General features: G+C 34.5%; 14 protein-coding genes. 3 read left to right on the forward strand and 11 right to left on the reverse strand.

Translation table 11 applies throughout. The features are described 5' to 3' along the window. Nucleotides 1-6 precede the first annotated feature (6 nt). The 11 genes from Q0358_RS00815 to aroQ are packed head-to-tail and all read right to left on the reverse strand — an operon-like array spanning nucleotide 7 to nucleotide 10,143. Nucleotides 7-1,101, reverse strand: a complete 1,095-nt coding sequence (locus Q0358_RS00815; RefSeq protein ID WP_299546014.1) for a hypothetical protein — start codon at nucleotides 1,099-1,101, stop codon at nucleotides 7-9. An 8-nt stretch (nucleotides 1,102-1,109) separates the two neighbouring features. Then, nucleotides 1,110-2,654: an MBOAT family O-acyltransferase gene (locus tag Q0358_RS00820; RefSeq protein ID WP_299546016.1), complete on the reverse strand. Its 1,545-nt coding sequence runs from the start codon at nucleotides 2,652-2,654 to the stop codon at nucleotides 1,110-1,112. Between the two features lie 38 nt (nucleotides 2,655-2,692). After that, entirely contained in the window at nucleotides 2,693-3,532 is an 840-nt protein-coding gene (gene fliY, locus Q0358_RS00825) for a flagellar motor switch protein FliY (protein WP_299546018.1), read from the reverse strand. 2 nt (nucleotides 3,533-3,534) lie between these two features. After that, nucleotides 3,535-4,593, reverse strand: coding sequence for a flagellar motor switch protein FliM (gene fliM / locus Q0358_RS00830; protein ID WP_299546020.1), 1,059 nt, complete (start codon nucleotides 4,591-4,593; stop codon nucleotides 3,535-3,537). Then, entirely contained in the window at nucleotides 4,586-5,290 is a 705-nt protein-coding gene (locus tag Q0358_RS00835) for an RNA polymerase sigma factor FliA (protein WP_299546046.1), read from the reverse strand. The genes fliM and Q0358_RS00835 overlap by 8 nt, the downstream gene beginning before the upstream one ends. Then, nucleotides 5,274-5,660 (reverse strand): hypothetical protein, encoded by a 387-nt coding sequence (locus Q0358_RS00840; protein ID WP_299546022.1) that lies wholly within the window; start codon nucleotides 5,658-5,660, stop codon nucleotides 5,274-5,276. The genes Q0358_RS00835 and Q0358_RS00840 overlap by 17 nt, the downstream gene beginning before the upstream one ends. An 18-nt stretch (nucleotides 5,661-5,678) precedes the next feature. Continuing rightward, the gene (locus tag Q0358_RS00845; RefSeq protein ID WP_299546024.1) at nucleotides 5,679-6,536 is read right to left on the reverse strand and encodes a P-loop NTPase; all 858 of its coding nucleotides are present in this window, start codon (nucleotides 6,534-6,536) and stop codon (nucleotides 5,679-5,681) included. Then, nucleotides 6,533-7,933, reverse strand: a complete 1,401-nt coding sequence (gene flhF, locus Q0358_RS00850; RefSeq protein ID WP_299546026.1) for a flagellar biosynthesis protein FlhF — start codon at nucleotides 7,931-7,933, stop codon at nucleotides 6,533-6,535. Before flhF ends, Q0358_RS00845 begins: the two co-directional genes overlap by 4 nt. A 15-nt stretch (nucleotides 7,934-7,948) precedes the next feature. Then, the gene (gene folK / locus Q0358_RS00855; RefSeq protein WP_299546028.1) at nucleotides 7,949-8,569 is read right to left on the reverse strand and encodes a 2-amino-4-hydroxy-6-hydroxymethyldihydropteridine diphosphokinase; all 621 of its coding nucleotides are present in this window, start codon (nucleotides 8,567-8,569) and stop codon (nucleotides 7,949-7,951) included. After that, nucleotides 8,569-9,618, reverse strand: coding sequence for a M24 family metallopeptidase (locus Q0358_RS00860; protein ID WP_299546030.1), 1,050 nt, complete (start codon nucleotides 9,616-9,618; stop codon nucleotides 8,569-8,571). The genes folK and Q0358_RS00860 overlap by 1 nt, the downstream gene beginning before the upstream one ends. Nucleotides 9,619-9,636: 18 nt before the next feature. Beyond that, nucleotides 9,637-10,143, reverse strand: a complete 507-nt coding sequence (aroQ, locus tag Q0358_RS00865) for a type II 3-dehydroquinate dehydratase (RefSeq protein WP_299546032.1) — start codon at nucleotides 10,141-10,143, stop codon at nucleotides 9,637-9,639. Nucleotides 10,144-10,256: 113 nt separating this feature from the next. Between aroQ and Q0358_RS00870 the strand changes: the two genes are divergently transcribed. From Q0358_RS00870 to Q0358_RS00880, 3 genes are all read left to right on the forward strand, one after another. Beyond that, the gene (locus Q0358_RS00870; RefSeq protein ID WP_299546034.1) at nucleotides 10,257-10,706 is read left to right on the forward strand and encodes a hypothetical protein; all 450 of its coding nucleotides are present in this window, start codon (nucleotides 10,257-10,259) and stop codon (nucleotides 10,704-10,706) included. Beyond that, nucleotides 10,699-11,277, forward strand: a complete 579-nt coding sequence (gene rsmD / locus Q0358_RS00875; protein ID WP_299546036.1) for a 16S rRNA (guanine(966)-N(2))-methyltransferase RsmD — start codon at nucleotides 10,699-10,701, stop codon at nucleotides 11,275-11,277. The genes Q0358_RS00870 and rsmD overlap by 8 nt, the downstream gene beginning before the upstream one ends. Before the next feature lie 166 nt (nucleotides 11,278-11,443). Then, nucleotides 11,444-12,366 (forward strand): cache domain-containing protein (locus Q0358_RS00880; protein ID WP_299546038.1); only part of this gene is annotated, 923 nt, incomplete at its 3' end.

The following is a 12,366-nucleotide window of genomic DNA, read 5'->3' on the forward strand; positions in this document are numbered from 1 at the left end:
AGCCTTTCACTCATTAATAACGCCCATATTTTTAGCAATATTAACAAGTGGGGTTATATCATAATTTTTGATGTTTTTCTCTAGAGTATTGAAATAAGATTCCACATTGTCCAAGGTTAAAACATATTGTTTATCACGCATTGCACTAAGCTGTAAAGAGTTCATATCGCTAGCATAATGGATAGCATCACCAGCGTAATTTGCGATATTGTCCGCATAATCTAAAGTATCAAAACCATAGATGGTAACATTGTTTAGGTTTTTTGTTTGGTGGAGTAGCCAAGAAATAATTCTTTTGCGTTCTATAAAGGCTTTAGCATGCATTTTAAAGTGAAGTCTTGAATAAGGGGGGATTACTAAGTGAAATTTTGTATTTGGATGTTCTTTTATAAAGGATAGAGTAAAAGTATTTAAAAATTCTTGTTGTTTGCTTATATCTATTTTATCTTCATTAAATTCTACAGGTTTTGCTTGTGCGAAGTCTTTAAATTCGCTTTTGAAAATATCAGAATTAAACTTTATCCAATTTTCAAATCCGCCTAGTCTTTGGATATGTTTCTCTTCTTTGATCCATTGTAAAAGTGTTTCTAGGTTCTTTTCGCCAATACAGCTTTCTTTTTGGCTAAAAGTTAGAGTGCAAATGATAAATCTATCGTTGAAATATGCCTCAAAATCATTTAAAAAAGAGTTGTCATAAAGGAGTTGAAAGTTTGGCTTGGTGGTTAGTTCATCGCTAAAAGCATCCAAAGAATAGATAATAGCTTTTGGCTCTTTATGTGAAAAAAGATAATTTAAGAGAATAGATCTTTCTTTAATGCTACTACCTGCTGGTGAAATATTCACCCACTTGCCACCTAGTTTTTCATTTGCTTCTTGTGCTGAAGTATTTTGGAGCATAGAAGTGCCTAGGATATAGGAATCAAAATCATAATGCTTAATAATCCCTCTAGCTCCTAAACGCATTTCGCTAAAGAATCTTTCTTTAAAATAGCTTTTATGAAAGATTTGTAAAGGATCATAAATGTAAATAACGCTTAAGGATAAGCAAGTTATTGAAAGAAAAAATATCAAGGTATAAAGAATAAATTTAATATTACTCATAAAATTCCTTAAAAATTAAAGTAGATAAACTCTACATAAGGAGTTACACTAAGGGTTGCAATAGAAATATAAAACAATATCCCAGCAAATACGACATTTTTCCAACAAGGTTTAAAGTTTTGCAATAATTCAATGCTATTTTTTGCGCTTAAGATAATGATAAAAGCTATAATTAAGAAGAAAAGTGTCTCATTTCTCCCATCAATTTTTGCTAATAACTTTGGGAGATGTCTTGCTTTCTCTGGTAACTCCACCCATACAACCCCAAACATACCTGCTAAGAGATTTAAAGCCCCTTGAAGATTCTCTGCTCTAAAAAACACCCAAGTAAGATTTAAAAAATTAAAGGTAAGAATCCAACATAAAATCTTATACAAACGACTTTGTAAAAACACAGCCTTTTGTAAATTTAAAATCTCTAAAACATATCCATAAGTCCTATGTAAACACATTGCAAGTCCGTGCAATACTCCCCAGATTATAAACCCAAATCCAGCTCCGTGCCACACCCCACTTAAAAAGGCAACAAGAAAAAGATTTCTAAGCGTAAGAAGCTTAGAACCTCTATTGCCACCTAGTGGGATATAAAGATAATCTTTTAAAAATCTCCCCAAAGTTATATGCCATTTTCTCCAAAACTCTGTGATGTTTAATGCTTTATAAGGAGAGTTAAAATTAATTGGTAAAACAATCCCAAAAAACAATCCTAACCCTATTGCCATATCACAATATCCACTAAAATCAAAATAAAGCTGAAAGGTATAAGATAAAGAAGTTGCCCAAGATTCTGCAAGGTTTAAAAACTCACCCTTTTCTACAATGCTAAATCCATTATTAGCCCATTTTGCAAAACTATCTGCAATAAAAACCTTTTTAAATAAACCTATGGAGAAAATAAACAAACCCTTAGCAATCTTATCCCATTGCACACTATTAGATAAGGATTTAAATTGTGGCATCATTTCTTTATGATGCACAATAGGTCCTGCAATTAGTTGTGGGAAAAAACTCACAAATAAACAATAATCTAAAAAATCAATTTTAAATGGGCTAGAAAAGATGGAATCGTAATTTTCTTCTAAATCTTTTACATCAATTCTCTTATAGCAATCCACCAAAAAAGCGATTTGTTGAAAGGTAAAAAACGAAATTGCAAGAGGTAAAAGAATATGAGGTAAAGGGATATTAAAATCTAAATGTAGAAGCTTAGAGAGTAAATTAAAATTCTCTAAAAAGAAGTCTGTGTATTTAAAAAATCCAAGTAAGGCAAGATTAAAAAAGACTCCAATGCACAGATAAAGTTTATTATGCCCCCCCCCCATATTATTTTTAGCAAAACTCTTTAAAATTAGTGTTGCAATCCCATAATTTATCAAAATAGAAAGTAAAAGTAATGCAAGATATTTAACTTCCCAAAAGGCATAGAAAAATAAACTGCCAAGAACCAAGAAAAGCTTGGCTAAAAAGTCTTTATGCAAAAATCTTAACCCATAAAAGCCAAGCAGCATTATGGGTAAGAAAGCAAAAATAAAGAGATAAGAGCTAAAGAGCATTGAGTGGTCCTTTATAATAAAACTACATTATAATAAAACTACATTAATTGGTCAAGTCTATCTTTTTTGGGTGCAATTTCTGTAATTTGGATTCCAAAGTTTCCATCAACAATCACAACTTCTCCTTTAGCAATCACTTTGTCATCTACAAGCACTTCTAAAGGGTCATTTGCGAGCTGATTAAGTTCTACAACACTTCCAATATCCATTGCGATCACATCTTTAAGAAGCATTTTTTTCTGTCCGATTCTAACTTTAACTTGCAAACGCACGTCTAAAAGCATTGCCATATTTTTCATTTCGGCATTATTTAGCTCCACTTTTGTCTGCGCTTCACTGCTACCTGTGCTACTTTCTGTTGGAGCTTGGCTCGCATTTGGGTTAAAGTGGTTTTCAAATGCGCTAGAGAATCCAAAATATAAAAAATCCTGCACAGATCCTATATTAAAAGCAAAGGTGTAAAATCCACTATAATTTGCAAGTCCTAAGTCGCCATCTGGGATAAAGTTAATATTGCTAATGCTAAAACTTAGCTTGGGCAATTCTTTCTGTCCTCCAAGAGAAGTAGAAATCGCACCAAAAATATTAGAAGCAATCTCTTTTGTAGCATCTAAATCATCTGCTTCCATTGCGTCTTTGCTCTCTCCCTCTCCTCCTAGCATCATATCTGCTAAGGCAGTGGCAACCTTTGGAGAGATAAAAAATGCTAAAGCTGCGCCATCATCAGTGTTGATTTCAATTTTAGCCATAGGTGGTTTTATAGAATCGCTTTTACCATTTTGTGCTTCTATGTGACTAACTTCTGGTGCTTGTCCTAGCAAGCCTTCAATAGTAGCGGTTGTTTCTTGGATAATAAGCTTTAAAAAATCATTTAGCATTTTTACTCCTCTTCTAATTCATTAGCACGGGATTTTCGTTGCACTTCAAGCATTTCTAAAATTTCTTTAACTTGGTCTTTTTCTGTTTTTATCATTTCTTTAACTTCAATAGTTTTGCGATAGCGGTGTAATCCAATACTTGCTAAAAATTTCTCTCTACCATCTACATTAATAATTACTGTGTCATCAGCAGGACGATCTAAGCGCACAATATCGCCGACTTCTAAATCAAGAATTTCGTGCATTGAGAGCCTTGTTTCTCCAAGCACAGCGGCAACATTAACTTTTGCTCCCCCTAAAAGAGCTTGAAGTTCTTTGTTTCTTGATTTTTTTGCACTAGTTTCACTTAGCATTATATCTCTGCTTGCAAGACGAGATAGAACGGATTCTAGGGAGATAACAGGATAGCATAAGTTCATCATTCCGCTGCTATGTCCAATAATAATCTCCATAACAACCATAATAACGATTTCATTTTGTGCAACGATTTGCACGACATTTGGACTAGATTCTTTAACATCAACGGTTGGAAAAATCTCTGTAATTGGAGCCCAAGCTTCTTTTAGGTTTTGCATCATTTGACGCAAAATTGTATCTAATAAGTTTAGCTCAATATCACTAAATTCTCTTGTGGATTCATAAGGGTCGCCTTTACCACCTAAAAGTCTGTCAATCATTGGAAAAGCAATGCTAGGATTAATTTCTAAAACACCTGTGCCATCAAGAGGTTTCATAGAAAAAACATTGAAGCTTGTAGGACTTGGCAAGCTCATCAAAAACTCTCCATAAGTCATTTGATCCACGCTGTGAAGTTGGATTTCAACAATGGAGCGCATAATCGCAGAAATCTGACTAGATAGGCTTCTTGCCATTTTATCGTGGATTCCACGAAATGCACGAAGCTGTTCTTTGCTGACACGATTTGGACGCTTGAAGTCATAAAGCGTGATTTGGCGTTGTTGGACAACAGCGGGTTTTTCTAATGTTTCTGGCTCTCCACCCTCATCATCAACGACTTCTAACAGCGCATCAATTTCTTCTTGACTTAAAATATCAGCCATTTAATCCCCCTTCTTCAAGGTGTTGCCGCACCTTTCTAATCACCGCTCTATGAAGTTGAGAAATTCTAGTTTCGCTAACTTCTAACACTTGACTAATTTCTTTAAAACTAAGTTCTTCATAATAATAGAGCTGTATAACAAGCTGTTCATTTGGTGTTGCGTGTTCTAAGATTTGTAAAATTACTGCAATTAATTCTTCTTTTTCAATGCTTTCTAGCGTGCCTTCTTCTTGCTGTCCTAACTGATCATCAATAGGCATTACGCTGTAAATTTCACCTGCAACTCTTGCTTCTTTGATCTTCTCTTCGCTTTCTTTTAAGAGTTCGCTTAAATACGCATTATCAGGCTCTTCTTGGTGCTCATTGTAATAAATAGCAATGGCTTTGTCAATGCGTTTAATTAAAGTGCGCATATTGCGTGAGAGTGGATCAAGGGAGCGGAGATAATCTAGCATTGCCCCTTGCACACGCGGTCTTGCATAACCCCAAAAGGAATCATTTAGGCTGCTATCATATTTGCGTGCAAGCTTAATAAGTTCTTCTGTGCCAATAGAGATTAAATCAGAAAAATCCACACTTGCAGGCAATCTTTCTTTTAGGCGAAATGCCATTGCTTTAATTGCTGGGAGATAATCTAAAGCTAGAGAGTCTTGATTGCGCTTTAGTGCACTTTGGTAACCATTAGAAGTCATCGGCATAATCAATTTTCTCCGATTTATTAGGCTTGTTGCGTAAGTCTTCTTGCTCTTCTTCACGCATTGTTTTTTCCATTGTTCTTAGGAATCCACGGATTTTATTTGTTGCTTTTTCACGCTTGTCAAACTCACTGATGTATTCTTCTAATAGCGCATTATAAGAGTTTTTCTTGTCCGTATTTTCATTTGTATTTAAAAAACGCACAAAAAGCGAAACACTAATTAGAGTAATAAGATAAAAACCCATTGTAGAGATAAGTGTTCCAGCTACAATCATTGCAGGATCATCAAATTTTAAAAAGGATAATAAAAGTCCAATAAAAAATCCATTTACAATTGCAAAACTTAAGAAATTATCCATTTTTAAAGGCATTTTGCTTCCTTACACTTCCTAAAAATGTCCCAAAATTTTTTTTAGGAATTTTCCAAATCTTTTATCTTCTTGCACTAGCACATTTCGTTCCATTTTTTTTGCTAAAATTCTTGCGATTTCTTCTATCTCCATTGAGGGCGTTGCGTTCGGTTCTTCTTTAACAAAGATTCCACGATTTTTGCTGTAATGGTTAATAAGTGTTGCTTTTGTGAGTTTGCCGATGTATTCTAATTTGATATTATGGATATTGCTTTGAGCGATTTTCTGCACTTTTTGAAAAATCATTTGCGCTTCGTCATTATTTTTTGCCATATTTATTAGCATAAAAATACGCTCTTTAAAATTTGCCGCAAGCTTAATTGTAGCATAAGCGTCAGTAATTGCCGCAGGATCTGGGATTGTAATGACAATGGCTTCATCGCTATTTTTTAAAAATGTTTGCGTGTATTCACCAATCCCAGCCCCTGTATCAATAATCACAAAATCAAGACTATCTAAAAGTGCGGAATCTTCAATAAGGGTTTCAAACATAAACTCACTTTTATAACGAAAAATATCTGTCCCAGAATCTCCGGGGATTAGATATAATCCGTGTTCAATGGGAAGAATAATATCTCTTAAACTTGCTTGATTTTTTAGCACATGTAAAAGATTCTTTTCACAACGCACTCCAAACATAATATCCAAGTTTGCAAGACCAATATCCGCATCAAAGATTCCAACTTTAAAGCCAAGTTGCCAAAGTTTATAAGCAAGATTTGCGCTAAAGGTAGATTTACCAACGCCTCCTTTTCCGCTTGTGATTGTGATAAATTTTGTGCTAGTTGCTTTTTTAGAATCAATAAGAAGCTCTAATTCTGCAGCTTGATTTTTCATTTAGTTAATCCATCTAATAAACAATCAATTAAAAAATCGCTTGTTGCAACACTTAAATCATTTGGCACTTCTTGTCCTATAGAGAAGTAACTTACAGGCTTTTTTGTTTCATAAATTAGTGAAAACACATTGCCATAACTATGTGTTTCATCAAGCTTGGTAAAAACTAGCGTATCAATCCCAAGCGTTGAAAATGTATGATAAATATCTTTTAAATCTTCATATTTTGTTGTGGCACTCATCACCAAGCTTACATCAATTTTTGTGTTTGGATCTGCGTTTATGAAGCTTTTTAGTGATTCTAGCTTTGCCCTATCGTGTTGAGAACTTCCTACTGTATCAATTAAAATATAATCACAATATTTCAAAGAATCTAGCGCATTTACAAATTCTTCTGTATCCACCACTGTATCAATGCTTAATTTCATCTTTTTTGCATAAAACATCAGTTGATCTACCGCGCCAATTCTGTAAGTATCAAGCGTGATGATGCCGACTTTATAGTTTTTATTAAGCAATCTTGAATAGCGTGCTGCAAGTTTTGCTAGAGTAGTTGTTTTGCCGACACCTGTTGGACCAACAAGCATCATAATGTTTTTTGCGTTGCTGCTTAGATTTTCTGATCTTGCAACAACCATTTTGCGTAAAACTTCCCTAAAATAGCGTTTAATTAGCACAGAGTTTTCGCGCATTTTAATAGGCATTAGCTCTAAAGTTAGTTGCATAATTTTTTCTAAATGTTCTTTTGCCATTCCGCTTGCTTTTGTGATTCTATAAATCTCTGCAAATTCGTGTGGGATAATTAATCCATCGCGTTTTGGTCCGCGTTCTTCCCAAAACATATTTTGAATGAGTTTTAATTTGTCATTTAAGCGATCAATCTCACCTTTAATAACACGCAAATCATCGGATTGAGATTCTTTTTTATTTTGAGAGTTGGAATCCTTTTTTTCTTCTTTTTTGGATTCTATTTGTTTAGTGGGTGGAGTTTGTGTTTGGATTGTTTGTGGGGTTTTCTTTTGTTCTACATAAGGAGATTTTGCTGGAAGCTTTGATTCTACTCCTGCAATTTGTGAGATTTGACGCACGGCATCAGAGAGTTGTAAAGAAACATCTTCTGGGAGTGGCGGCATACTTTGTGCGATGCGTTTTCTTTCAATTTCTTTTTGTGCAATTAACTCTAAGCGTTCAGCAATATTATTTGTCTTAGGTTTTGGTTCATCTTGCTGCTTTGCTTTAGCTTGTTTTAAATCTTTTTCGCTAATTGCCACAGAAACTTCATAAGTGCCATCATTTAGCTTTTTTTGTGCGATGATTGAAAATTCATCACCAAGCTCTTTTTTGGCTTCTGCTAGAGCTTGCGCTCCTGTTTCTGCAGTAAAGGTAAATAACTTCATAATATTCTCCAAGCTTTAATTGCAATGTTTTAGCGGGATACAAACGCTTTGACGCTCGCTCCACGCTTTGTGTGGAATCTCTAAATCCCCAAATAAAATGCTCTGATTCTTAAAAGCGATAATATCCAAATCTAAAGTGCGTGGTGCATTTTTAAAAGGGCGTTTGCGCTCTCTCCCAAAATTGCGTTCCAAATACGCGCAAAAACTCCAAAAATCCGCAATCCCTAGCCTTGTTTTTAGCCAAATAACCATGTTATAAAAATCTGGTTGTTGCGTGTAGCCAAAGGCAGGATTTTTTAGAATTGGTGAAGTAGTAATTATAACATTTTTGCAAGAAAGTCTTTTTAAAAGTTTCCAAAAACGCACCAAAGATTCTCCACAATTCCCACCAACGCCCAAAATCACAGAATTTTTGAGTTGATGATAGGCTGTAAAGAGCCGATAAGGATTCGGCTTGCGAACTTGTGTGAAGCGTGGAATTTGTGTGGTTTTAAATTTTGGATTCCAACTTTTTTTCTGTGTTGTTGGAGTAAATTCTATCAAATCTTTCCCCAATGGCGTTTGTGTATAGGTTTTTGTGCCATAGTAATGCTTTCTTGCTGCATAGGTTTTGGTGGGCTTTAATCTTGTTAGCATTAAGAAGTCTTTCCAATAATGCGTGCGCCTTTAGATTCTAACACAACTAAGTCTTCAATGCGCACACCATAGTGTTTTGGGATATAAATGCCCGGTTCAATAGAGAACACCATTCCTTCTTGTAAAAGTGTTTTAGAGCGTGGAGAGATATTTGGGAGTTCGTGAATGTCAAGTCCGATTCCGTGTCCTGTGGAGTGGATAAAATATTTTCCAAAACCTGCCTTTTCAATCACATTGCGTGCTAGTGCATCAACTTCACTAGCTAACATTCCGGGCTTTGCGCCTTTAATTGCTGTTTCTTGCGCTTTTAGAACAATATCATAAATCTTTTGTAATGTGGAATCCAAAAAGCGTTGCTCCTTGCAAAAAGAGATTCCATCTTTTCCAAAATACCCTGTGCGTGTCATGTCAGAGCAATAACGCTTAAATTTAAGTCCTGCATCAAAAAGCAAGACATCTTTTTTTTGCAGTTTATCTAAATTTGGGAGCGCGTGCGGTTTTGCCGCATTTGCATTGATTCCAACAATAGGATTAAAGCTTAAATCATACATTCCCTTATGGCTTAAAAAGCCCTGTGCTTTATAATGCAAAAAAGATTCTGTGCAGTTTTTGCCCTTTTTGTTAAGAAACTTTGCAAATTTTTTAAATGCTTTGAAATTTAGCTGTTGTGAATGTTCTAAAAGTGCGATTTCATCGGCAGTTTTTATAATTCTTTTTTCTTGGTGAAAGTTTGGTTTTGGAATGAAGTGGATTTGGATATTATGTGTTAAACGCTCAAAGAAAAAGACAGAAAACTCTTTAGGATTGTAAATAAGTGTGGATTTTTCGTGTTTTCTTAAGATTGTGCGTGCAGAGCGGATAAGATCGTTAGTAATGATAAGAGAGATTGCATATTTATCGTGTTTTAAATGTTCTTTTGCTTCTGTTGCATAGCGTCCATCTGTGAGAAAATATCCTATATCCCCAAAGGCGATAAATAAGGCGTTATCGCAACTATAACCTGTTTCAAAATAGAGAGCATTTTCATCTTTTATTATAAAGTTTTGCATAATGCTCTCCTAAATTTGTTATTGTTGTTCTTGTGCTACTTGAGCTTGTGCTTGAGCGGCTGCTTGTTTGCGCGCATTTTTTACTGCATTTAATTCCCCTACAATTTGTGTGAGTCCATTAAGTGCTAAGTGGTAGCCTAGTGGTCCAAAACCTGCAATAACTCCAGCGCAAACTGCTGCTGTTAGACTTTCTTGGCGGAATTTTTCTCTTGCGTGAATATTGCTAATATGCACTTCAATGGTTGGAATATTGACTGCTGCAATGGCATCACGGATCGCCACAGAAGTGTGAGAATAGGCTGCTGGGTTAATAATGATTCCATCAAATTGTCCAAAGCATTCTTGGATTTTATCTACAATCTCTCCTTCAAAATTGCTTTGAAAAAAGCTAACTTCTACACCCATTTGTTGTGCTTGAGTTTGGATATTTTCGTGGATTGTTTCTAGTTTTACAGGTCCATAAATGCGTGGATCACGAATTCCTAGCATATTTAGATTTGGTCCTTGGATTACCATAACTTTCATATTTTCTCCTACGTTGGTTAAAGATTTTTAGATTATAGCAAAAAGATTCTAAAATATGGAATCTTAGGCTAAAAGCTAGTAAAATTAGCTAGAAATTGACTTAGGGGACTAAAATGAAAATTGCTTTAATTTGCGATTCCTTATTATTAGATAGAAGTTTAGAAATGTATTTAAAAGAGTATTTAACAAGCTATAAGGCGTGTGATTTTGTGGTGGCAACGCAACCTGTGGAATCTCAAAAACCTGTATTTTTAATCGGAGATATGGAGGGAGCGCATTTAAAGATTCCATTTACAAAAGAGCTTTTATTGCAAGAGTTGGAATCCTTTTTTGCAGCCTTAAAGAGTGGAGTTGATACAGAAACAGAAAATAGAGTTACACCAAAGTTAGAAAGAGAAATTGAAGAAATTAGAGCATTAAATCAAACAAGTGCAAATATTATAGAGCCTTTAGATTCTGCATTATCAAAGGATTTAAATGTAAAACTTGAAGCGATTTTAAAGCGTTATGCAAAAGAAATTGAAGCGGCAATTTTGGAGCATTTAGGAGAAAATCGTGGCTAAGATTCCAACTTTAAGAGTAATTGGTGGAATCTATAAGGGGAAAAATCTGCAAATGGCGCCTTTAGAAGTTACGCGTTCTTCAAAGGCGATTTTAAAGGAATCGCTTTTTAATACGCTAGGTGCAGAGATTGTTGGGACGAATTTTGTAGAGTTTTTTGCTGGAAGTGGAAGTGTTGGGATTGAAGCATTAAGTCGTGGAGCTAAGTTTGCGCTGTTTTTTGAGCAAAATAAGCAATCCTTTAAAGTATTGGAATTAAATTTGGCAAATATTTGCAAGGATTGTGCGCCTTATCAACTGATTTTTGGAGATACTTTTAAGGAATATTCTATGGCTTTAAAAACTCTAAAATCGCCGACTATTGCCTATATTGATCCACCTTTTGAAGTGCGTGAGAATATGAAGGATATTTATATAAAATGCTTTAAGATGATAGAAAATTTAGATTCCAATGTTTTTAGTTTGGTTGTCCTAGAGCATCATTCTACGCTTGTAATCCCAGAACAAATTGGTGCATTTTCACAGATTAAAACAAAACGTTTTGGAAAAAGTAGCTTAAGTTATTTTGGATAAATTTTCTTGAAACTATTAGTCTTAAATGCTTGTTTTATGATTTTAAAGTTTAATACAGAGATTTTTTTAAGCAAATAAAATATAAAATTTTTATGATATTTTTCTTGCTATATGATGAAGAAGTACTTTCTTTTCATAATAGTTACTTTTTAAAAGGAATGGTGTAATGTATAAAAATTTATCACTTAGAATGAAAATTTTAGTTCTAATTTTTGGTATGTTGATAGGGCTTGCTATTGCGGTTGGAACTGTCATTTACTATGAAAAGAGTATGATCTCTGATACGCGCGTTGCAATTCACGATGGTATTAGCAAAGAAGTGGAGCAAAAACTAAAGCTTTCTACAGATTCTCTAGCAAGTACTTTAGGGGAGTTTGTGCGCGGTCTTGATGAAGCAACACAGATTCAAATTATTGCAGCAGGAATTGAAAAATTTCGCTTTGAAGATGATAAGAGTGGATATTATTTTGCTTATAAAGAGCATAGTCCAGTAGCGCATCCAGTGCGAAAGGATTTGCTTGGAAAGTCTTTGTATGAAGCAAAAGATTTAGATGGTGTGTATTATGTGCGTGAGCTTTTTGAAAGTGCTAAAAACCAAGATAGCAAGGGAAAGTTTGTGTATTACACTTTTTCAAAGCCTTTGCCAGATGGCACACAAGGAACAGCGCAAAAGATTGCTTATGCGGTTATGATCCCAAATACAAATAACATTTGGTTATCAACTGGAGTTTATGCGGATACGCTTATACCTTATACAGAAGAGATTTCTAATGAAATTATTGATGAGATTAATGCTACACTTTTTAAAGCATTTAGTATCGGAATTGTTTGTTTTTTTGTGATTGTGATTCCACTTCTTTTGATATTTTATGGCAATCTTGTTTCAAGTGTGCGTATTTTGCAAACAAACTTACGCGGCTTCTTTAGTTTTATTAATAATAATTCTACAAATACAACGCTTATTGCTTTGAATTCTAATGATGAATTTGGCAAAATGGCAAAAGAAATCAATGTAAATATTCAAAACATTGAAGAAGGCTTAAAACAAGATTCTTTAGCAATTGCACAATCCGCACAAACAGCTAAAGC

The sequence above is a fragment of the uncultured Helicobacter sp. genome, from assembly GCF_937893305.1.
Classification (GTDB): domain Bacteria; phylum Campylobacterota; class Campylobacteria; order Campylobacterales; family Helicobacteraceae; genus Helicobacter_D.